The organism is Allobosea massiliensis, assembly GCF_042655245.1.
In the GTDB taxonomy this organism is placed as follows: Bacteria; Pseudomonadota; Alphaproteobacteria; order Rhizobiales; family Beijerinckiaceae; genus Allobosea; species Allobosea massiliensis.
Genome location: NZ_JBHSLU010000004.1, coordinates 232,309 through 253,993, shown reverse-complemented (window position 1 = coordinate 253,993; position 21,685 = coordinate 232,309). Strand labels below are relative to the sequence as shown.

Genomic DNA, 21,685 nt, shown 5'->3' with positions numbered 1-21,685 from the left:
ACCTGTCAATCAGGCGTGCTGACGCTTGCCGCGGGGCGGCGTCGTCGCGTCTTCGTCCAGCAGATCCTCGACGGGGTCGAGCCCGAGATCGTCGTCCTGCAGGACGCGCCAGCCCGAGCCCTCGAGATCGGCATACTGGCCGTTGCGCATGCACCAGAAGAAGGCCCCGAGTCCGGCAAGACCGAGCCCCAGCGCCAGGGGAAAGAGGATGACGAGGATGTTCATGATCCGGCCTGTGCGAGGGGCGCCGCCGGCTGACGTGCGGCGCGCAGGGCATTGAGCGTGACGACAAGCGAGGAGCCGGACATGGCTGCGGCGGCGACGAGCGGCGTCGCGAAGCCGGCGACAGCGATGGGGACGGCAACGGCGTTGTAGAGAACGGCGAACCAGAGGTTCTCCATCATCAGCGTGCGGGCCTTGCGGGCGATGGCGATGGTCTCGGCGACCGGCGCGAGGCTGTCGCCGAGGAAAACGATGTCGGCGGCCGCCTGGGCGAGGTGGGTCGCGCTGATCGGCGAGATCGAGACATGGGCCTTGGCAAGCGCGGGTGCATCGTTGAGCCCGTCACCGACCATCAGCACCTTGCGGCCCTGTGCCGCGAGGTCGTCGAGGACATGCAGCTTCTCGTCCGGTCGCAGACCTGAGCGCCATTGCGTGATGCCCAGTTCGCGGGCGACGGCTGCGACGGCACTGTCACGATCGCCGGAGAGGATCATCGGCGCGAGGCCGAGGCGGGCGAGCGCTTCGACACAGGCCTGCGCCTCGGGGCGCAGCTTCTGGCCGACGGCGAAGACGATCGCCCGGTCGCCATGGCGCCAGGCGATCAGCGAAGCCGTCGGATGCTCGGTCGAGACCCGCTCGGCCAGCGCCTGCGCCTCGCAGAAGGCGGGGCTGCCGAGACGCATCTCGATGCCGTCGACCAGGGCCGAGAGGCCGAGGCCGCGTCGCTCCTGCGCGCCGGGCAACGGGGCAGGGAGCCCGGCCGCACGGCTGATCGCCTGGGCGAGGGGGTGACGGCTTGCGGCGGCGAGCGCCCCGGCGGCCGCAAGACTGCTGGCGTCGATGGTTTCGACATTCAGCAGGTCGGGCTCGGGCAGGGTCAGGGTCCCCGTCTTGTCGAAGACGACGACATCCGCCTCCGCCAACCGCTCCAACGCATCGCCCTCCTTCAGCATGACCTGGCGGCGAAATAGCGCCGAGGCGGTCACGACCTGCACGGCGGGGATGGCGAGGCCGAGCGCGCAGGGGCAGGTGATGATCAGGACCGTGATTGCGATGATCAGGGCTTCCTGCCAGGCGAGACCGAAGGCGATCCAGCCGACCAGCGTCGCTAGCGCCGTGGCATGGACGAGGGGGGCGTAGAGGCGGGCGGCCCGGTCCGAGAGGCGGACATAGCGCGAGCGGCTCTCCACCGCCTGGCTCATCAGTCGCTCGATCTCATCGAGAAGGGTACCGGCGCCGGCCGCGACGACGCGGACGCCGAGCGCGCCGGTGAGGTTCATCGTCCCGGCATGGACCTGGGCGCCGGCGCCGATCGGCGCCGGATCGGTTTCGCCAGTGACGAGGCTGCGGTCGATCTCGGAATGCCCGGTCTCGACGATGCCATCGACGCAGACGCGCTCGCCCGGCTGCACCAGAACGAGATCGCCGGGCGCGATCGCGGCGATCGGCAGCGTCACCGTGGTGCCATCCGGCATCAGACGGGTCGCCGTCTCGGCCTTGAGTGCGGCGAGATTGCCGGCGAGGTCCCGGGTGCGCCGCCGCATCATCTGGTCGAGATAGCGGCCGATCAGCAAGAAAAAGATCAGCATGACCGCGCCGTCGAAATAGGCGTGGTCGGAGTGATTGGCGGTCTCGACCACCGACATGCCCAGCGCCAGCACGATGCCGAGCGTGATCGGCACGTCCATGTTGACCGCGCCGGCGCGCAGGGCCCGCAACGCGCTCTCGAAGAAGGGCCGCCCGGCATAGGCCGCCGTCGGCAAGGCGATCAGGGCCGAGAGCCAGTGGAAGAAGTCGCGCGTGACGGGGCTGATATCGCCATTGGCACCCGACCACACCGAGACCGAGAGCAGCATGATGTTCATCGCGGCGAAGCCCGCGACGGCGAGGTAGCGCAGCAGCCGCCGCTCCTCGACCGTGACGCTGTCGCGCTCGGCCGAGGGCAGGAAGGGGTAGGCCTTGAAGCCGAGCGCGCCGAGGCGCTCGATCACCGCCTCCGGACGCAGCGCCCCTTCGCGCCACTCGACGGTGACGCGCTTCAGGGCAAGGTTCACCCGCGCCTTCAGGATGGCGGCGTCCTTGGAGAGGCCGTTTTCGATCGCGTGCATGCAGCCGGCGCAGCGGATGCCCTCGACGGCGAGTTCCATGCCCGCGACACCGCCTTCGCCATGGCGCACGAAGACGGAGAGATCCTGCTGCGCGGCCATGCTTCAGTCCTCCAGCACGATCCGGCTGCGCGAGACGAAGACTGTCTCGCTGCCGCGTCGCGCCGAGATGGCGAGGGTCCAACCTCCGCCATGAACGGCCAGGAAGCGGGTGCCGTAGGTGCCTGCCACGGCCTCGGAGAGCGCGGCGTCCCGGTCCTCGCGCCGGGTGGCCGGGTGTTCGAGCCGCGCCGTCACCGACAGCCCCGTCACGGGCGCGCCGGCGCGGTCGCGCAGGGACAGGGTCAAGATGGCGTCGGCGCCGCTGCGGCGCAGCCCGGCCTCTGCGGTCCAGCCGCGCGCCGCCTGCTCCTGCATCCGCGCGATCTCGCCGTTGTAGTGCTGGCTGGTCTCGTAGGCGCTCTTCACATCGACGCCGGGCATGGTGCTGATCGCGATCGTCATCATCACGGCGTTCATGCCGGCGACGACGAGGAAGAAGCCGATCAAGGTGGCCAGCACCATCCGGCCGCTGAGGCGGAAGGGCTCCGCGGTGCGGGGACGAACCGGTGCGGTCAGATCCACGGGCATGATGAAGGCTCCACAACAGGACATGGCGTGCCCCCTCAGGGCGCGATGAAATGGTCGGTGGCGGTCACCATCTCGCCGGCGAAGAGATCGGCGGCGGTGAAGGTGATGGGCTGCGTCTTCTCGGGGCGGACATCCGGCGGCAGTGTCACCAGCACGCGAACCTCGCGCGACGAGTCCGGGCCGACGGTGACGACCGGACGCAGATCCGCCGTTGGCGTGACGCCCACCGCCTCGATCCGGATGCCGGGAAGGCCGTGGACCGTCAGCGCGACCGGGCGTTCGTCGGGCCGCTTGTTCAGGATGCGGATGGTGAAGGCGTTGCGGATCGAGCCGTCGCTGAGACGCACGAAGAGCGGGGAACGGTCGTGCAGCACCGAAAGTTCAACCGTGCGGCGGGTGGCGAGCTGGAAGACCATGGCGCCGCCGACCACGAGGATCAGCGCGGCATAGATCATCGTGCGCAGGCGCAGCGGGTTGTAGACGGGCTTCTCGCCGGCGATGCGCCGCTTGACGTTATCGTCGGTGTCGTAGCCGATCAGCCCCTTGGGACGGCTGATCTTCTCCATGACGTTGTCGCACGCGTCGATGCACAGCCCGCACTGAATGCAGTCGAGCTGGGCTCCGTCGCGGATGTCGATGCCGGTCGGGCAGACGGCGACGCATTGCCGGCAGTCGATGCAGTCGCCCGCGGGCTGGCCTTCCTTGCGCAGGCGCTCGGCCTGCTTCACCGAGACGCGCGGATCGCCGCGGTCGTAGCGATAGGTGACGTTGAGGGCTTCGTCGTCGGTGAGCGCGGCCTGGATGCGGGGCCAGGGGCACATGAACTTGCAAACCTGCTCGCGCATGATTCCGGCGAGGGCATAGGTCGTGAAGGTCAGGATCGCGATGAAGGCATAGGCCGTCAGCGGGGCCTGGAAGGTGGCGAGATCGCGCACCAGGGTCGGCGCATCGGCGAAGTAGAGGACCCAGGCGCCGCCGGTCCACCAGGCGATGAGCAGCCAGACCGCGTGCTTGCCGGTCTTGCGCAGCACCTTGCCGGCGGTCCAGGGGCCCTCGTCGAGCTTGATGCGCTCGCGCCGATCGCCTTCGAAAAACCGTTCCACCGCGAGGAAAAGGTCGGTCCAGACGGTCTGGGGGCAGAGATAGCCACACCAGACGCGCCCGGCGACGGCGTTCATCACGAACAGCACGAAGGCGGCCATGATCAACAGGCCGGTGAAGTAATAGACCTCCTGCGGCCAGATCTCGATGAAGAAGAAGTAGAAGCGGGCGTTGGCAAGGTCGGCCAGAACCGCCTGGTTGGGCAGGTTCGGGCCGCGTTCCCAGCGCAGGAAGGGCAGCAGATAGTACACGCCGAGACAGAGCCCGAGGATGATCCACTTGGCGCGCCGGTAGGGGCCGGACACGCTTTGCGGATAGACCTTCTTCGTGGGGGCGAAGAGCGGCAGATCCCCGAGATCGGTCTCCTGGAGAGCCATGGCTACTGGCCCCCTCCGAGCGAATGGACATAGATCGTCAGGGCCTTGACCGTGGTCGGATCGAGGCGCTGGCCCCAGGCCGGCATCACGCCGGCGCGGCTGTTGGTGATCGTCTCGGTCAGCGAGGCCAGATCCATGCCATAGAGCGAGATCGCGTCGGTGAGGTTCGGCGCGCCGAGCTCCTTGTTGCCCTTGCCGGCGTCGCCATGGCAGGCGGCGCAGTTGGTGGCGAAGAGCTCGCGTCCCTTGGCAAGATCGGCATTCGCCTCGGTCGGCAGACCGGCGATTTCGCGGACATGGTTGGCGACGGCGCGGATCTCGGCCGGCTTCAGTACGCCGTCCTTGCCGAAGGCAGGCATCTGGCTGATGCGCGTCTCGGCATTACCGGCGACGCGGATGCCGTTCTGCAGTGTCTGGTGGATCTCGGCGAGCGAGCCGCCCCAGAGCCAGTCGTCGTCGTTGAGGTTGGGATAGCCCTTGGACCCGGCGCCGCCGACGCCGTGGCATGCTGCGCAGTTGTCGCCGAAGGCGGCCTTGCCCTGGGCCATGGCGATGCGGAAGAGCGAGGGGTCGGCCTTGATCTGCTCGAGCGAGGCTTCGGCCAGCCCACTGGACTGGGACGCCCGGTGCTGCTGCAGCAAAGCGAGATCCTTGGCGATCTCGATGCGAGAGGCATAGCCGATGACGCCCTGGGTCGCGCCGGTGATCAGAGGCCAGGCCGGATAGACGACCCAGTAGCCGACCGACCAGACGATCGTCGCGTAGAAGATGCCGAGCCACCAGCGCGGCAGCGGCGTGTTGAGTTCGCGGATCCCGTCCCACTCATGGCCGGTCGTGGACACGCCGGTATTGGCGTCCACCTCGTGATGGTCCTGATGCTGAGCCATGGTTCAGTCGTCCTGCAACGGGGTGCGGGCGGCCTCCTCGAACCGGGCGCGATTGGCCGGCCAGAAGGCGTAGACGCAGACGGAAAGAAAGATGCCGACGAAGTAGAGGAGGCCGGCGGACTGCGCGAAGCGCGCGAGCCACTGATAGGTCATGTCCATGATGCCCTCCGTCAGCGGATGTTGGCTTTGTTGTCGTAGAGCTTGAAGTCGACGAGCGTGCCGAGCACCTGCAGATAGGCGATCAGTGCGTCGGCCTCGGTGATGCGGCTCGGGTCGCCGTCGAAGTCGCGCGCCTGGACCTTGGGATAGCGCGCCTCGAGCTCGCCCTGCTTGGGATGGTCGGGCGTCGCCTGGGCACGCAGGTCGCTGGCGGCCTGGGCGATCATCTCGTCGGTGTAGGGCACGCCGCTGCCGCGGTTCGCACGCAGCTCGTCGGCGATGTCGTCGAATTTCAGTTCGGTCTTCGTCAGGAAGGGATAGCCGGGCATGATCGACTGCGGCACGAGGGCGCGCGGATTGGCCAGGTGGTCGCGCTGCCATTCGTCCGAATACTTGCCGCCGACGCGGGCGAGGTCCGGCCCCGTGCGCTTCGAGCCCCACTGGAAGGGCTTATCGTACATGCTCTCCGCCGCGAGCGAGTAATGGCCGTAGCGCTCGATCTCGTCGCGCAGCGGGCGGATCATCTGGCTGTGGCAGTTGTAGCAGCCCTCGCGGACATAGATGGCGCGGCCGGCCAGCTCGAGCGGGGTATAGGGGCGCATGCCCTCGACCTTCTCGATCGTGTTCTTCAGGTAGAAGAGCGGCGCGATCTCGACCAGGCCACCGACCGAGATCACCAGCAGGACGCCGATGATCAGGATGATGGAGTTGGTCTCGAAGATCTTGTGCTTGGACCAGAGCGACTTGCGCGGGGCGTTGTGTTCGATGCTCGTCATGGAAGCGGTCCTTACTCGGCCGGCACGAGGGCGGGCTGAAGCGGGGCGTTGTCCTGGGCGCTCTCCGGCTCGCCGCTGCGGATGGTCATCCAGACGTTGAAGACCATGATCAGCGCGCCGGTGAGGAAGAGTGCGCCGCCGAGTGCCCGGATGACGTAGAAGGGGTGCATCGCCGCGACGGTCTCGATGAAGGAGTATTCGAGGAAGCCCAGCGAGGTGTAGGCGCGCCACATCAGTCCCTGCAGGATGCCGGAGACCCACATTGCCGAGATGTAGAGGACGATGCCGAGGGTCGAGATCCAGAAGTGCCAGTTCACCAGCTTGAGCGAATACAGTTCCTTGCGGTTCCAGAGCCAGGGAACGAGGCAGTAGATCGCGCCGAAGGAGATGTAGGCGACCCAGCCGAGCGCGCCGGAATGGACATGGCCGATGGTCCAGTCGGTGTAGTGCGACAGCGAGTTGACCGCCTTGATCGACATCAGCGGGCCCTCGAAGGTCGACATGCCGTAGAAGGCGAGCGAGACCACCATCAGGCGCAGTACGGGGTCGGTGCGCAGCTTGTCCCAGGCACCCGAGAGGGTCATGATTCCGTTGATCATGCCGCCCCAGGAGGGCATCCAGAGCATGATCGAGAAGGTCATGCCCAGTGTCTGCGCCCAGTCGGGCAGGGCGGTGTAGTGCAGGTGGTGCGGCCCGGCCCAGATGTAGATGAAGATCAGCGCCCAGAAGTGGATGATCGAGAGGCGATAGCTGTAGACCGGGCGGTTCGCGCGCTTGGGCACGAAGTAATACATGATCGCGAGGAAGCCGGCGGTCAGAAAGAAGCCGACGGCGTTATGGCCGTACCACCACTGGAACATCGCATCCTGCACGCCCGACCAGACGATGTAGGACTTGGGCGAGAGGATCGAGACCGGCAGCGTCAGGTTGTTGCCGAGATGCAGGACCGCGATGGTGACGATGAAGCCGAGATAGAACCAGTTGGCCACATAGATGTGGGGTTCCTTGCGCTTGGCGAGCGTCAGCAGGAAGACCAGCAGATAGGCGACCCAGACGATGGTCAGCCAGAGATCGGCATACCATTCCGGCTCGGCGTATTCCTTGCCCTGGGTGATGCCGAGCAGATAGCCGGTGCCGGCGATGACGATGAAGAGGTTGTAGCCCAGGACCACGAACCAGGGTGACAGATCGCCCGCCAGCCTGGCGCGGGAGGTGCGCTGGACGACGTAGAAGGAGGTCGCGATCAACACGTTGCCGCCGAAGGCGAAGATCACCGCCGAGGTGTGCAACGGGCGCAGGCGGCCGAAATTGATCCAGGGCAGATCGAAGTTCAGGACCGGGAAGGCGAGCTGAAGCGCGATGATCAGCCCGACAGTGAAGCCGGCGATGCCCCAGAAGAGCGCCGCGAGCGTCGCGAACTTGACCGGCTCCATATTGTAATTGGGCCGACCATCGATTTCCTGCGGCGCCGGGCCGGTGCCCGGCTTGAAGCAGCGGTTGCCGATCAGGAAGATGGTCGCCAGGGCCGCGGCCATGCCGACGGCGGCATGAAAGGCATAGGCGCCGTGGTCGGTCTTGGCGGCGATCAGCAGCAAGCCCAGGAAGCTCACCGCGGCAAGCGCGATGCCCACCATCTCGCCTGTCGTCGCTTGTCGGATCGGATTGCCCGTGGTCGCCATGCCCAGCCCCTGCTCACCCTGCGGCGCTCTACGCGCACGCTGTCATGGGCGAGGCTTAGCGGCGGCGGTGCCGGCGAGCCTTGATTCAGGTCAAGGCGCCGCCGGGGCGGGCCCGGGTTTCAGACGACGAGATCCTTTGCCGGGACCGGCTCGCCGCGCGACACATGGGCGATGTTGGCGAACATCCGCGAAACGGTGGGGGCGAAATTGTCCGCGGCCATCGCCGCGAGATGCGGCGTCACGACGAGATTGTCGAGGGTCAGCAGTTCGCTGTCGGCCGGCAGCGGCTCGATCGCATAGACGTCCATCGCCGCGCCCGCGATCTCGCGGTCGCGCAGCGCGGTGACCAGCGCCGATTCGTCGATGACCCCGCCGCGCGCCACATTGATCAGCACGGCGGTCTTCTTCATCTTCGCGAAAGCCTCGCGACCGATCAGGTTGGTGGTCTCGGGCGTCAGCGGACAGTGCAGCGAAACGACGTCCGCCTGCGCGAGAATCGCGTCCAGGCTGGCGTGGCGGACGCCGAGCGCCGCCTCTTCCTCTGCCGTGAGGGGCTGGCGCTTGCTGTAGAGGATGGTGCAGCCGAAGCCCCGCAGCAGCTTCGCGACGTTCTGGCCGATCGCGCCGAAGCCGATGATGCCGACGGTCTTGCCCGAGAGCATGAAGGTTTCGCCCGGCAGGCTGCCGGTGCTCCAGTGGCCCTTCTTCAGCTCGGCATGGCCGTAGCCGATATAGCGCAGGGCCGAGATCATGAGGCCCAGCGCGAATTCGGCGACGGGCAGCGCGTTGCTGCCCGTCGTCCGGGCGACCTTGATGCCCAGTTCCTTGGCGGTGGCGATGTCGATGTTGTCGTAACCGACGCCCCATTTGTGCAGCAGTTTCAGCTTCTTGCCGGCGCGCAAGACGTCGCCGGAGACGGCGACCTGGCCGGAGATGGCGTAGTCGGCCTCGGCGATGATCTCCTTCATGTGCTCGTCGCCGCGGGCGGTGCCATGGGTCAGCACGAAGCCGGGCGGCAGCAGGGCGCGCAGCTTCTCGGCGCGGGCCGGCGTGGTCATGTCGAGGAGGCAGATGGTCTCGGTCATCGTCGGGTTCCGTTGTCAGATCGTGAAGCGGGCGCCGGCGCGGGCGAGGCCGCCCGAGACCGCGACGGGCGTGCCGTCGGCGCGCCAGCAGGCGGCGCCGGTCAGCGTGCCGTCGGTGCCGAAGGAAATGGCGTTCATGCCGCCGGCGATGCGGGGCATCCGGACGATGCGGTGACCGCGCGCGCGCAGCGCCTCCGCCACCGTCTCGGGGAAGGCCTCCTCGAGTTCGAGCACGCCGCCTTCGGTCCAGACACGCGGCGCCTCGACCGCCTCCTGCAGGCTCATGCCGTGGTCGATCAGGTTGACGATCGCCTGCAGGGCCGAGGGGAAGATGCGCAGCGCGCCGGGCAGCCCGAGCGCGAAGGCGAGCTTGCCCTCCTTCAGCACGATCATCGGGGCCATCGAGGTGAAGACGCGCTTGCCGGGTGCGATCGAGAGCGCGCGGCCGGGATGCGGGTCGAAATTGAACATGTAGTTGTTCGTCAGCATCCCCGTGCCGGGGATCTGGGTGCAGGCGCCGAACAGGCCGTTGATGGTCTGCGTCGCGGTGACGACGTTGCCGTCGGCATCGGCGACCGTGACATGGGTGGTGTCGTTCGATTCGCCCGGCGCTAGTCCCGCAGACCATGCCTTGGCCTCGTCCATCGCGATGAGCGCGCGGCGTTCGTCGGCATAAGCCTTGTCGATCAGCCGAGCGACCGGGACTTTGACGAAGGCGGGATCGGCGGTCGCCACGGCGCGGTCGGCGAAGGCGATCTTGAGGGCCTCGGCCAGGAGATGGACCGCGTCCGGCGAGCCGAAGCCGAGCGCGCCGATGTCGTAGCCCTCGAGGATGTTGAGCATCTGCGCGATGTGGACGCCCGAGGAGGCCGGCGGCGGGGGGCCCAGGATCTCGTGGCCGCGATAGCTTCCGCGGATCGGCTCGCGCGTCTCGACCCGGTAGGCGGTGAGATCGTCGGGGCCGATCAGGCCCCCCTTCGCCGCCATGAAATCGGTCAGCGCCTGGCCGAGCGGGCCGCCATAGAGCGCGGCCGGGCCGGTCTCGGCGATCAGGCTCAGGCTTTTGGCATAGTCGCTCTGGACCAGCCTCGTACCCGCAGGCAGGGCTTGACCATCGCGCAGGAACAGCGCCGAGAGGCCCGGATCGCGCGCGAGATCGGCGATGTTGTCGGCGATGCAGTTGGAGAGATAGGGCGTGACCGTGAAGCCGCGCTCGGCCAGCGCGATGGCGGGCTGGAGCACCTCGGCGAGCGGCAGCGTGCCGAAGCGGGCGAGCGCCTCGCACCAGCCGGCCAGTGCGCCTGGCACGGCGACGGCCCTGGGGCCGACCACGTTCTCCCGGTCGCGGACGTCGCGCTGCTTGCCGATCTCGTCGGAGAGGCAGTCATACATGTCGGGCGTGGCGCGCCGCGGCGCGGTCGAGAGCCCGTCCAGCACGACATGGCGGCCATCGGCCATGCGGATATGGGCGAGCCCGCCGCCGAGGATGCCGACCATCATCGGCTCGACGACGGTCAGCGCGAAGAGCGCGGCCACAGCCGCATCGACCGCGTTGCCCCCCGCCAGCAGCATCTGCGAACCTGCGGCCGAGGCGAGGGGGTGGTTGGTGACGACCATGCCGCGCGAGCCCGTCGCCGGCCTCTTGTCGCAGGTGAAGGGGGTGATGCGGGGCGCGCGGGCGGTGGCGGTCATGATGTGAGCTTCCTCAGCCGGCCTGCTGCGCCAGCGCGTCGAGCACCATCTTCGTCGCGCCCGAGATGTCACCCAGTTTCTCGCCCTTGCGGACGCGATCCTGCGTGCGCTCGCCGCGCTCCTGTCTGGCGATGGCCGCGTCGGCGATCGCCTCCGCCTCGTCGCGCGGCAGCACGAGCACGCCGGACTCGTCGGCCAGGATGACGTCGCCGGCCTTGACCGGCACGTTGCCGCAGGAGATCGGCAGGTTCAGCGTGCCGCCGAGATTGTAGAGCCGCGTCGTGATCGGGGACATGCCGCGGCACCACATCGGGAAGTCGCTGTCCTGGATCTCGGTGAGGTCCGTGCAGGGCCCGTCGACGATGCCGCCGACCGCGCCGGCCGCCTTGGCCGCGACCGTGACGCCGCCGCCCCAGCAGGCGTGCTTGTCGTCGCCGAGCCGGTCGACGACGAGGATGTCGCCGGGCCGCAGCAGGCCGAGCGTGTGGTGCAGCAGCGTCGAGTCCTGGCCGGGGATGGCGAGCGTCACCGCCGCGGCGGCGATCCGCTTGGTGCGCAGCAGCGGCTGGATACCGCGATCCATAAAGCCCCAGTGCTGCGAGTGCCCGACGGTCGCGGTCTCGACCTTGAGCAGCTTCGCGACGAGGGCGGCCGGGAGCTGATCCGGCATCGGGGCGATACGGTAGTCGGGCATGATGGTCTCCTATTTGCCGACGGCGCGGGCGACGCCGACGAGGCGTTCCACCGCGACCACGATGATCAGCGTGGCGATGATGAGGACGACGGAGAGGGCGGCGATCAGCGGGTCGGTCCGGCCCTCGACATAACGCACCATCTCGACAGGCAGCGTCGAGGCGCGCGGGCCGGAGATGAAGAGCGAGATCACCGTCTCGTCGAAGGACAGCAGGAAGGAGAGGCAGGCGCAGGCGATCAGGCCCGGCGTCGCCAGCGGCAGCGTCACGCGCCGCACGACGCGCCAGGGCGTGGCGCCGAGCGTCGCGGCTGCGGCCTCAATGTCATGAGGCAGGTTCGAGAGCGCCGTCGTCATCATCCGGATGACGAAGGGCACCGTCACCGTCATGTGGCCGAGAACCAGCCCCGGCAGCGTCGCGGTGAGCCGCAGCGGCGTGAAGAACAGGAGCAAAGCGAGCCCGGTGATCAGCGTCGGCAGCAGCAGCGGCGCCAGGAAGAAGCCGGTCAGCGCCTCCTTGCCGCGGAACGTGCCTTTGGCCAGCGCCAGGGCGGCAGGCACGCCGAGCGCGAGCGAGAGCAGCGTGACGACGCTGGCGACCTGGACGCTCAGCCCCAGCGCCGAGAGCAGCGGCGCATGCGCGCTCAGGGCCTCGAACCAGCGCAGGGAATAGCCCGAGGGCGGGAACAGGATGAAGTTGTCAGCCGAGAAGGCGAGCATCACGACGACGATGATCGGCGCCAGGATCAGCGCGTAGACGATGCCTGCGAGGGTGGAGAGCACGGGACCGGCGCCGTTCATCGCCGCAGCCCCCGCGCCAGCAGGTTGGATAGGACCAGCAGCAGCAGGAGCAGGCCGAGCGTGTAGATCGCCAGTACGGCCGCGACCGGCCAGTTGGTGTTGGTCGTCGCCTGCTCGAAGATTTCGGTCGCCAGCACGAAGACGCGTCCGCCGCCCAGGAGCTTCGGTGTGATGTAGGCCGACATGGAGAGGATGAAGCCGAGTCCCGCGGCGAGCGCGAGCGCGGGCAGGCTGAGCGGCAGCGTCACGCGCCAGAAGGTGCGCAACGGCGACGCCCCGAGCGAGCGGGCCGCCTCCTCGAGCGTGCGGTCGAGCTGGCCGAAGCCGGCGAGCAGCGCCAGGATCATGTAGGGCATGATGCTCTCGGCCAGGCCGATGGTGACGCCGGTCCAGTTGAAGACGAGCCGCAGCGGCGCGGAGATCAGTCCCAGCGATTGCAGCAGGCCGTTGACGAGGCCGCGGTCGCCGAGGATGGCGAGCCAGCCGAAGACGCGCACCACGCCCGAGATCAGCATGGGCATGATCGCGATGACGGCGAGCAGGCCGCGGAAGCGGGACTCGGTGCGGAAGAGGAACAGCGAGAGCGGATAGGACAAAGCGAGCGCGATCGCGGTGGCGCTGAGCGAGAGCTGCAGCGAGTTCAGCGTCAGCTCGAAGGTGAAGCCGTCCGCGAAGGTGTCGGCCGCCGTCTTCAGCGACCAGGCCTCGACCATCGCGCCGGTCGGCCCGACCTCGTTGAAGCCGTTGCGCAGCAGCAGCAGCGTCGGCCAGGCGTAGATCGCCAGGACGAAGAGGCCCGCTGGGACCAGCAGCAGCGGCAGGCGGAGCGCGCCGGTCATGCCGCCTCGCGGGCAAAGGCGAGGCTGTCGGCGGTCGGCCAGATCACCGCGACCTCGTCGCCCTCCGCCGGGAGCGCGGTGCCCGACGGCATCTCGACGGTGAGCTGCCCGCCTGCGCCCTCGACCAGGACCTCGACATGGTCGCCGACGAAGACGCTGCGCAGGACGCGGCCTGCGACGCGCAGGTTCGTCTCGCCGACGGTCTCCGAGGGCGCGACGATCCGCATGCGCTGCGGCCGCACGAAGAGGTCGAACGCGCCCTCGAGCGGGGCTGCGAGCTGCTGACGCCCGCCCCAGAGCAGGACCTTGCCGTCGCCGTCGCGCGTGGCGGGGAGCGCGTTCATCCGGCCGACGAACTCGGCGACAAAGCGTGTCGCGGGGCGCTCGTAGATGTCCTCGGCGGTGCCGATCTGGGCGATGCGGCCGCGGTTCATCACCGCGATGCGGTCGCACATCGTCAGCGCCTCGACCTGATCATGGGTGACGAAGAGGGTGGTGATGCCGAGCGAGCGCTGGATCGAGCGGATCTCGTGGCGCATCGCGTCGCGCAGCTTGGCGTCGAGATTGGAGAGGGATTCGTCTAGCAGCAGGACGGAGGGGCGGATCACCAGCGCGCGGGCGAGAGCGACGCGCTGCTGCTGGCCGCCGGAGAGCTCGCGCGGGCGCCGCTCGCCGAGATGGCCGAGCTGGACCATGGCGAGCCCCTCCGCGACCTGCCGTGCGATCTCGGCCCTGGCGACGCCGCGCTCCTCCAGCCCGAAGGCGACGTTGCGGGCGACGGAGAGATGCGGAAACAGCGCGTAGGACTGGAAGACGTAGCCCATGTTGCGCTTATGCGCCGGCAGCCTGGTGATCTCGGTGCCGTCGACGCGGATCGTGCCGCGGTCGGGAGCGATCAGCCCGGCCAGCATGCGCAGGGTCGTGGTCTTGCCGCATCCGGAGGGGCCGAGCAGGGCGACGGATTCGCCCTTCGCGACCGACAGCGAGACTTCGTCGACCGCGATGGAGGCGCCGTAGCGCTTCTGCAGGCCGGCCAGTTCGAGATAGCTCATGATCCAGACATTCCGGGCTGATCCGTCATGGTCGGGCTTGTCCCGACCATCCACGTCTTTCTCCATCCGGCGCGGTGTCCAAGACGTGGATGCTCGCCACAAGGGCGAGCATGACGCCGCGCACCGGGCTCACCGGGCGGCCGAAATCACTTCGCGGCGCCAGCGGTTGTTCCACTGGTCGCGGACTTTCAGGATGTCGTTCCAGTCCACGGGGATCATGTTCGCGCGGCTTTCCGGCGCTGCGGCGGTGCGGGCGACCGCCTTGGGGTCGATCTGCGCCCTGGCATTGGTGGGGGCGTAGAACATCCGCTCGGTGAAGGCCTTCTGCGCCGATTGGGACAGGGCGTGTTTCACGAAGGCGGCTGCGGCCGCGCGGTTCTTCGAGCCGGCCGTGAGATTGATCGTGTTGATCTGGAAGACCGAGCCCTCGGGCGGCAGCAGCGTGCCGATCCGGCCGTTGGACTGGTCGCCATAGAGCTGCGAGCGGGCGTTCCAGCCGGTCGCGACCTTCACCACCCCGTTCAGGATCAGCGAATACCCGTCCGGGTTCGGCTCGAAGGTGTTCACTGAGGGGGCGAGCTCCTTGAGCTTCCGCATCGCGGCGTCGATCGACTTGCGATGGTCGCCGCCCTCCATCTTCTCGACCATCGCGGTCAGGGCGAGGCCCTGGATGTTCGGCGGGGCCGAGAGCGCGAGCTGGCCCTTCAGATCCGGGCGCCAGAGATCCGCCAGCTTCGTGATCGGGGGCTTCAGGTTCTGCGTGTCGTAGACCAGCACGAGATGATCGAAGGTGACGGCCGGGCCGAACTCGCCGCCGGCTGCGCGCGCCTCGGGGGCCAGCTCCTCGAGCACCGGAAATTCCGCCGGAGTCAGTTTCTCGAACAGGCCCTCGATGTTGCCGATGCTCGAGGTCGTGACGTCCATGATGACGACGTCGATCTGAGGATCGGCCTTCTGGGCCCTGACCGAGCCGACCATCTGCGCCGAGGTGCCGCCCGGCGCGTAGTTCACCTTTACGCCCGGGTTGGCGGCGAGGAAGGGCTCGACCACCGCCTTAGTGTAGTTGTCCTGGAAGATGCCGCTGTAGGACATCAGCGTGATCTGACCGCTCAGGCTCTGGGCCCGCAGCACGGAGGGCATGGCGATGGTGGCGAGGCCGGTCTGGAGCAGGCGGCGGCGAGTCGGCATGGGAACCTCCCGGAATGAGGATGAGCGGCTGGGCGTGGCGAGCCGCCGCGCGGGCTGCGCGGCGGCCGGCCGGATCAGGCTGCGACCTTGCTGGCGAAATGCGCGATGAAGCGGGCGCAGATGTCGGTCAGCTTCTCGGTGAGCGCGGCGCCGGTCTCGGCGGAGCAGAGACGCGGATCGCCCTTGGCGACGCCGAGATTGTAGGTCTCGTCATACTCGTTGGGCATCGCGACCTCGTGGCCCTCGAAGCTCGCGAGGCCCAAGCCCGTGAAGGGCAGATCGAGGACCGGATCGCGCTTCAGCGGCTTCGCCTCGGGGATCAGGTCCTTGCGGATCAGCTCGGGGAAGAGATGCAGGCCGATCGAGGTCAGCGGATCGGCACCGTGGCCGGCGACGGCGGCCGCCTTGTCGGCCCCGCCGAGGATGCCCGGCAGCAGGCCGTAGCCGATGCGCCAGAGATATAGGCTCGGCAGCACGATCTGCTCGCGCAGGTAGAGTTCGCGGGCGACCTCCGAGATCGGGCCGACATTGCCGCCATGGCCGTTGATCACGATGATACGGGTCAGGCCGTTGCGATGCAGCGAATCCACCATCTCGGCGATGACGGTGGTCAGCGTCGCCTGCGAGATCGCGATGCCGCCGGTCATCGAGCCGAACCAGTCGGCCCCGCCGAAAGGCAGGACCGGCGCCACCAGCGTGCGCGTGCCGGCCTTGCTGGCGCGGATGGCGGCGAGCTCGGCGATTTTCTCGGCCAGGAGGTAGTCGCCCATCGGGGCGTGCGGGCCCTGGTCCTCATGGCTGCCCATGGGGAGCAGGATCACCGGGTTTTCTTTCAGGATCTCGCGGGCCTCGCCCCCGGTGATCGTGCCCATATGGACGAGGGGGTCGGTCTTGGCAGCCATGGGACTATGTCCTTGCAGGTTTCGGTGGTGGTTCAACGGCCGCCCGTGCGCGGGTCGAGCGCGTCGCGCAGGCCGTCGCAGAGCAGGTTCATGGCGAGAATGGTGAGCGTCAGCGCCGCGCAGGGCCAGACCAGCAGCAGCGGGGCCTGCTCCATGGTGGCGCGCGCGCCGCGGATCATCAGCCCCCAGGACGGGGCGGGCGGGACGACGCCGAGACCGAGGAAGGAGAGCCCGCTCTCCAGCACGACGGCGGCGGCGACCGCGAGCGAGAGCTGGACCAGAATCGGCCCGGCGATGTTGGGCAGCACGGTGCGCAGCAGGAGATAGGCGGGGCGGGCGCCGAGCGCGCGCGTCGCCTCGACATAGTCGCGGTGCTTGACCGCGCGGACCTCGGCATGGGTGACGCGGGCGAAGCCCGGCAGATAGAGCACCGAGAGCACGAGGATCAGCGTCGCGGCGCCGGGGCCGAGCAGCGTCACCACCAGCAAAGCGAGCAGCACGGGCGGGAAGCACAGCACCACGTCCATGCTGCGCACGGAGAGGAAGGCCGCGGCGCCCTTGCCCCAGCCACCGATCAGCCCGAGCAGGACGCCGATGGCGCCGGCCGTCAGGGCGGAGGCGAAGGCGACGCTCAGGCTGGTGCGCGCGCCCCAGAGCAGGCGCGAGAGCACGTCCCGCCCGAACTCGTCGCGGCCGAGCCAGGAGCCCGCCATCGGGCCGACGAGGCGGTTGGCGACGTCCTGGCGGATCGGGTCGGGCAGGGGGAAGAGCGGCGCGCAGAGCGCCGCCAGCGCGATCAGGGCGACGAAGCCACCGGGCAGCCAGAGGCGCTTGAAATGCCGGTTGCCGCTCATGAATGCGCCACCCGCGGGTCGAGCAGGGCATGGACGAGCTCGACCACGAGGTTGAGCAGCAGGAACAGCACCGAGATCGTCAGCACGATGCCAACCACCATGGGGTAGTCGCGGCCCTCGACGGCGCGCAGCAGCGGCGTCGACATGCCCGGCCAGTTGAAGACGTATTCGACCAGCACCGTGCCGCCGAGCAGCGTGCCCATCTGCAGGCCGAGCACGGTGACGACCGGGTTCAGCGCATTGCGCAGAACATGGACGACGATGACGCGGGTGGGCGAGAGGCCCTTGGCGCGGGCGGTGCGGACATAGTCGTTGGCGAGCGCGTCCAGCATCGCCGCGCGCGTCATCCGGAACAGTACGGCGGCCAGCCCCTTGGCGATGGCGATGGCGGGCAGGGTCAGGAGCTTCAGGTGCTGCACGGGATCCTGTGAAAAGGGCACGAAGCCGCCGGCCGGCATGATCCGCAGTGTCTGCGCGAAGAGCAGCACGAGCAGCGTGCCCAGCACGAAGACGGGTACGGCCAGCAGCAGCGCCGTGACGGCGGAGGCGGCGCGGTCGAAGGCGCCGCCGCGGTCGAGCGCGGCAAAGACGCCCGCCGGCACGCCGACCAGAATCGCGATGACGCTGCCGGCGGCGATCAGTTCCAGCGTGCGCGGCAGGCGCAGAGCGATCTCGCTGATCACCGGATACTCATCGACCAGCGAAGTGCCGAGATCACCGCGCAGCAGCCCGCCCAGGAAGGCGGCGTATTGCACGAAGAGCGGGCGCTCTAGCCCGAGCTTCTCGCGCAGCTCGGCGACGGAGGCCGGGTCCGGCGAGACGCCGCCGGTCGAGAGCAGGAGCTCGGCGGGGTCGCCAGGCACCATGTGCAGCGCCAGGAAGACGATCGTCGCGACGAGCCAGGCAAGGCCCGCGACGACCGTCAGCTTGCGCGCGAGCCAGGTCGCGCTCATCCGAAATAGGTCTCTTCGAGCATGTTGCCGGAGGAGTTGGAGAGCGCGCCGGGCAGGTTGGTGAAGCCCATCACGCCCTTGTCCATGCCGTAGCCCTGGCTGCGCCAGGCGAGGCCGACCATCGGCACCTCCTCCAGCGCGGCCCGCTGCATCTCCTTGTAGATCTCGACGCGCTTGGCCTGGTCGAACTCGGCGCGGCCCCTGGCGAGGGCTGCGATGGTGCGCGGGGCGTCGACGCGGAAGGAGCGGCCATGGCTGGGGGAGAGCGTCGTGTCGAGCACGACCGTCAGCCCGTCGGGATCGTTGTTGTCCGAGGAGACGCCGTGGATCGCCATGTCGTACTGGCCCTTCGAGCCGCGGGCGACGCGGGTCGACCAGTCGGGCAGCTGCAGTTCGCACTGGATGCCGATGGCGGCGAGGTGCTGCTGGACGATCTCGGCGGTGTCCTTGTGCATGCCGAATTGGGCGGTCGCGAGCAGCGTGGTCTGGAAGCCGTTGCCGAAACCCGCCTCCGTCAGCAGCGCCTTGGCGCGGGCGGGATCGTAGTTCCAGCCGCGCGACAGGTCCTTGTCCCACCAGGGCGTGCCCTCGACGATCGGCAGGCCCTCGAGCGGCTTGCCGCGGCCGAAGAAGGCGACCTTGACGATGTCCTCCCGGCGCACGGCATGGGCGATGGCGCGGCGCACGCGCGGATCGTTGAAGGGCGGCTTCGTCCCGTTGAAGAGCACGTCCATGAACGGGCCCTCCTGGCTGTCGAGCTTGAGGCGCGGATCGGCCTCGACGGCTGCCATCGACTGCCAGGGGACATATTCGATCATGTCGACATCGCCCGACTGCAGGGCGGCAAAGCGCAGGTTCTCGTCGGCATAGACGACGAATTTGATGCCCTTCAGCTTCGGGATTCCGGGCTTGTAGAACTTGTCGAAGGCCGCGATCTCGACGGAAGAGCCGCGCTCCTGACCGACCAGCCGGAAGGGGCCGGCGCCGATGAACTCGGTCGGCGTCGATTTCCGCGAGAGGATGAAGGTGTTGTAGTTGCCGAACCAGCTCGGCAGCGTCGCCTGCGGCGTCTTGGTGACCAGCCGGATCGTGCCGGGGTCGGGGATCTCGATGCGCTCGACGCTCTGGAACTGGCTGCGCATATAGGCGGTCGATTTTTCGCCGGCGATCTGCTCGATCGACCACTTCACGTCCTCGGCGGTGACCGGATCGCCATTGTGGAAGACGCAGCCGGGCCTGAGCTTGAAGACCCAGGCGCCGTCGCCGTCGAGCGACCAGGAGGTTGCCAGTTCGCCGCGCAGCTCGCCCTTCGGGCCGTAGGACACCAGGCTGCGGTGGATCAGCATCTTGACCGTGCCGGCCGAGGCGCCGGTCGAGACCCAGGGCTGCAGATTGGGCGGAAAGGCGGAGAGGCCGTAGCGGAGAATGCCGGCGGCCCGCTGGGCGCTGGCGGGGCGGGAGAGCAGTGGCAGGCTCGCGAAGGGCGCGGCCAGCCCGGCGGCCAGCATCGTGCGGCGTGAGATCGTCATCGGCTTTCTCCTCGCTGTGGTCGTCGTCGCCGCGCGCGTTGTCGCGTCTGTCCGGCGTCCCTTGTCTGGCAAGAAGAGCGCCATCGGGGCGGCGACGCCAGTCCGGCAGCGCATGGCGGTCATGCGTCGTGTATACGTGGCGGATTTTTGCCGTTCGCAGCCGAAGCGCCTAGAGTTGCCGCTTCGGTAGCCAAATCGGGATGCCCAGATTGAACGTGATGACGCCGCCCCAGGCGCAGGATGCGGAGTCCCGGCCGGCTCGCGAGCGGGTCTATGCGCATGTCCGCGAGCAGATCCTGCGCGGCGTCTATGCCGGGGGCTCCTTCGTCGAGGAGGAGGCGATCTCCTCGGTCATGGGCGTGTCGCGGACGCCGGTCCGCGAGGCTTTCCACAGGCTCGAGGCGGAGCGCTTCATCGACCTGCTGCCGCGCCGGGGGGCGCTGGTGCGGCAGGTCACGGCGCAGGAATTGGCCGATCTCTACGAGACCCGCCGCATGATCGAGGGCTATGCGGTCGCCCGCATCTGCCGGGAAAGGATCGTGCTGCCCGAGACGATGGAGGCTGTGCTCGACCGGCTCGACGCGATTGCCGGCAGTGACCATTTCGCCCGTGTCGAACTCAACCGCGAGTTCCATTTCGGTATGGTGCAGGCGCTCGGCAATGAGGTGCTGTCCGAACTCTACCAGTCGCTGGGGGCGCGGCAGCAGCGGGTCGCCATGCGGGCACTGGCGGTGGATCCGGGTCGGATCGAGCGCATCCGCGTCGAGCATCGCGACTTCATCGCGGCGCTGCGGGCCTTCGACGAGGCGCGGGCGCGCGCCGTGCTCGACGAGCATCTGCGGCCCGTGACCGGGGTTGTGTCGCGCCTGCCGGGTTATGACCCGCCAGGCGCGAGCGACGAGGGGGCCTGAACGCGCCCGGCCGCGGGAGGCCGGGCGCGCCGGACCGATCAGACCGGGATGAGCTGCATCGGCGCAGGGTAGTAGCGGAAGCCCTCGCCCGCCTTGGCGAGGTTGCCGAAGCCCGGCCAGGCGAAGTGGTAGGACATCACCGGCGTCTTCTCCTGCGCCAGCATCGTCAGGAGCCGAACGCGGGACTGCACGGCCTGCTTGGGGTCGCTGTCATAGGCAAATTCGAGACGCGGGTTCTCGGTCAGCAGCACGGCGTGGTGCGTCAGGTCGCCGAGGAAGACGAAGGACTTGCCCGCCGAGGCGACCTTGAAGATGTGGTGGCCGGCGGTGTGGCCCGGCGCCGCGATCGCCTGCACGCCCGGCAGGAACTCCTGCTGGTCCTTGAAGAAAACGATGCGGTCACGCACCGGCAGCAGATTGGCGCGGGCATGCTCGATGAAGGCCTTGAGCGGCGAGCCCAGCTTGCTCTCGTCCGTCCAGAAATCGAAATCGGTCTGGCTGATATGGATGCGTGCATTGGGGAAGAGCGGCTTGCCGTCCGCCGTGCAGATGCCGCCTATATGATCGATATGGGCGTGGCTGCAGACGATGTCGTCGATGTCGCCGGCCTTGATGCCGGCCTCCTCCATGCTCTTCATGAGCCGGCCTGTGGTGGGCCCGAAGGCCTTGGAGAAGCCCATGCCGGTGTCGAACATGACGAGCCGGTCGCCGAAATTCACGATCGGGATGTTCTGCTCGAGGACGACGTTGTCCTTGGGCAGGAAGCTGTTCTCCAGCATGCCGTAGACGGTTTCCTTCGGCACGCCGAGGAAGCTCGTGCCGGGATCGCCCAGCGGCAGCGGCCCGTCCGAGACGACGGTGACCTCCGCCGTTCCCAGCATGAAGCGGTAGAAATAGGCCGGCTGCGTCTTCGAGAGCGGCGCCTTGGCGGCTGCCGGGCCGATGAGCGGGAGACCGCTACCGGTGGCGGCGAGGGCGGCGGCTGCGCCCAGGAAGCCGCGGCGGCTCGCCGACGGCAGACGGAACGGGTCGTTCGACATGGCATTTCCTCCGGGATCATTGCGATAGGGCCGGCCTTCGGGGCCTGTTCTGTGGGGCTTGCGCGAAGGGCGACGGAGCGCCTGCGGATCCGGGGAGAACGATGCACCCGCGCCCGCGGCTTCGACCAATACCGCTTCGCTCTAGCCGCCATAACGCAAAGCTGGCGCAGTCGCGGGGTCTCGCTGGTCATGGGTGCGCGGCGCCGCTATGC

21 protein-coding genes are annotated in these 21,685 nt (G+C 68.5%); 1 reads left to right on the top strand and 20 read right to left on the bottom strand.

From position 1 onward, the window contains the following. Positions 1-9: 9 nt before the first annotated feature. The 19 genes from ccoS to ACFPN9_RS02135 all read right to left on the bottom strand — a co-directional run bounded on the left by ccoS (position 10) and on the right by ACFPN9_RS02135 (position 19,522). The gene (gene ccoS / locus ACFPN9_RS02225) at positions 10-225 is read right to left on the bottom strand and encodes a cbb3-type cytochrome oxidase assembly protein CcoS (RefSeq protein WP_066725577.1); all 216 of its coding nucleotides are present in this window, start codon (positions 223-225) and stop codon (positions 10-12) included. Continuing rightward, positions 222-2,429, bottom strand: a complete 2,208-nt coding sequence (locus ACFPN9_RS02220) for a heavy metal translocating P-type ATPase (protein ID WP_066725581.1) — start codon at positions 2,427-2,429, stop codon at positions 222-224. The genes ccoS and ACFPN9_RS02220 overlap by 4 nt, the downstream gene beginning before the upstream one ends. A 3-nt stretch (positions 2,430-2,432) precedes the next feature. Continuing rightward, a complete protein-coding gene (locus tag ACFPN9_RS02215) occupies positions 2,433-2,957 on the bottom strand; it encodes a FixH family protein (protein WP_066725582.1) in 525 nt (174 codons plus the stop codon). A 35-nt stretch (positions 2,958-2,992) separates the two neighbouring features. Continuing rightward, positions 2,993-4,435, bottom strand: a complete 1,443-nt coding sequence (gene ccoG, locus ACFPN9_RS02210) for a cytochrome c oxidase accessory protein CcoG (RefSeq protein ID WP_066725585.1) — start codon at positions 4,433-4,435, stop codon at positions 2,993-2,995. Between the two features lie 2 nt (positions 4,436-4,437). After that, the gene (ccoP, locus tag ACFPN9_RS02205; protein WP_066725587.1) at positions 4,438-5,322 is read right to left on the bottom strand and encodes a cytochrome-c oxidase, cbb3-type subunit III; all 885 of its coding nucleotides are present in this window, start codon (positions 5,320-5,322) and stop codon (positions 4,438-4,440) included. 3 nt (positions 5,323-5,325) lie between these two features. Continuing rightward, entirely contained in the window at positions 5,326-5,481 is a 156-nt protein-coding gene (locus ACFPN9_RS02200; RefSeq protein ID WP_066725588.1) for a cbb3-type cytochrome c oxidase subunit 3, read from the bottom strand. Positions 5,482-5,492: 11 nt separating this feature from the next. Next, the gene (gene ccoO / locus ACFPN9_RS02195) at positions 5,493-6,257 is read right to left on the bottom strand and encodes a cytochrome-c oxidase, cbb3-type subunit II (RefSeq protein ID WP_066725589.1); all 765 of its coding nucleotides are present in this window, start codon (positions 6,255-6,257) and stop codon (positions 5,493-5,495) included. An 11-nt stretch (positions 6,258-6,268) separates the two neighbouring features. Beyond that, a complete protein-coding gene (ccoN, locus tag ACFPN9_RS02190) occupies positions 6,269-7,936 on the bottom strand; it encodes a cytochrome-c oxidase, cbb3-type subunit I (protein ID WP_066725593.1) in 1,668 nt (555 codons plus the stop codon). A gap of 119 nt (positions 7,937-8,055) precedes the next feature. Continuing rightward, the gene (locus tag ACFPN9_RS02185) at positions 8,056-9,021 is read right to left on the bottom strand and encodes a 2-hydroxyacid dehydrogenase (RefSeq protein WP_066725594.1); all 966 of its coding nucleotides are present in this window, start codon (positions 9,019-9,021) and stop codon (positions 8,056-8,058) included. 15 nt (positions 9,022-9,036) lie between these two features. Next, on the bottom strand, positions 9,037-10,713 hold the full coding sequence (gene ggt, locus ACFPN9_RS02180) for a gamma-glutamyltransferase (RefSeq protein ID WP_066725595.1): 1,677 nt from the start codon (positions 10,711-10,713) through the stop codon (positions 9,037-9,039). Positions 10,714-10,726: 13 nt separating this feature from the next. Continuing rightward, positions 10,727-11,407: an RraA family protein gene (locus ACFPN9_RS02175; RefSeq protein ID WP_066725597.1), complete on the bottom strand. Its 681-nt coding sequence runs from the start codon at positions 11,405-11,407 to the stop codon at positions 10,727-10,729. A 9-nt stretch (positions 11,408-11,416) separates the two neighbouring features. Beyond that, entirely contained in the window at positions 11,417-12,205 is a 789-nt protein-coding gene (locus ACFPN9_RS02170) for an ABC transporter permease (protein ID WP_066725599.1), read from the bottom strand. Next, positions 12,202-13,044 (bottom strand): ABC transporter permease, encoded by an 843-nt coding sequence (locus ACFPN9_RS02165; RefSeq protein WP_066725600.1) that lies wholly within the window; start codon positions 13,042-13,044, stop codon positions 12,202-12,204. The genes ACFPN9_RS02170 and ACFPN9_RS02165 overlap by 4 nt, the downstream gene beginning before the upstream one ends. Further along, positions 13,041-14,162 (bottom strand): ABC transporter ATP-binding protein, encoded by a 1,122-nt coding sequence (locus tag ACFPN9_RS02160; RefSeq protein WP_377815163.1) that lies wholly within the window; start codon positions 14,160-14,162, stop codon positions 13,041-13,043. Before ACFPN9_RS02160 ends, ACFPN9_RS02165 begins: the two co-directional genes overlap by 4 nt. A gap of 63 nt (positions 14,163-14,225) precedes the next feature. Further along, on the bottom strand, positions 14,226-15,284 hold the full coding sequence (locus ACFPN9_RS02155) for an extracellular solute-binding protein (protein ID WP_066725602.1): 1,059 nt from the start codon (positions 15,282-15,284) through the stop codon (positions 14,226-14,228). Positions 15,285-15,358: 74 nt separating this feature from the next. Continuing rightward, positions 15,359-16,186 (bottom strand): creatininase family protein, encoded by an 828-nt coding sequence (locus ACFPN9_RS02150; RefSeq protein WP_066725610.1) that lies wholly within the window; start codon positions 16,184-16,186, stop codon positions 15,359-15,361. A gap of 32 nt (positions 16,187-16,218) precedes the next feature. After that, positions 16,219-17,040, bottom strand: coding sequence for an ABC transporter permease (locus ACFPN9_RS02145; protein ID WP_066725619.1), 822 nt, complete (start codon positions 17,038-17,040; stop codon positions 16,219-16,221). Continuing rightward, positions 17,037-17,993 (bottom strand): ABC transporter permease, encoded by a 957-nt coding sequence (locus ACFPN9_RS02140; RefSeq protein WP_066725622.1) that lies wholly within the window; start codon positions 17,991-17,993, stop codon positions 17,037-17,039. Before ACFPN9_RS02140 ends, ACFPN9_RS02145 begins: the two co-directional genes overlap by 4 nt. Further along, entirely contained in the window at positions 17,990-19,522 is a 1,533-nt protein-coding gene (locus tag ACFPN9_RS02135) for an ABC transporter substrate-binding protein (protein ID WP_066725626.1), read from the bottom strand. Before ACFPN9_RS02135 ends, ACFPN9_RS02140 begins: the two co-directional genes overlap by 4 nt. Before the next feature lie 218 nt (positions 19,523-19,740). Between ACFPN9_RS02135 and ACFPN9_RS02130 the strand changes: the two genes are divergently transcribed. Continuing rightward, complete coding sequence (locus tag ACFPN9_RS02130; RefSeq protein ID WP_066725628.1) at positions 19,741-20,433, top strand: GntR family transcriptional regulator; 693 nt, start codon at positions 19,741-19,743, stop codon at positions 20,431-20,433. Between the two features lie 38 nt (positions 20,434-20,471). On the opposite strand, the gene ACFPN9_RS02125 is transcribed toward ACFPN9_RS02130, so the two are convergent. Continuing rightward, positions 20,472-21,473 (bottom strand): MBL fold metallo-hydrolase, encoded by a 1,002-nt coding sequence (locus tag ACFPN9_RS02125; protein ID WP_066725631.1) that lies wholly within the window; start codon positions 21,471-21,473, stop codon positions 20,472-20,474. Positions 21,474-21,685 lie beyond the last annotated feature (212 nt).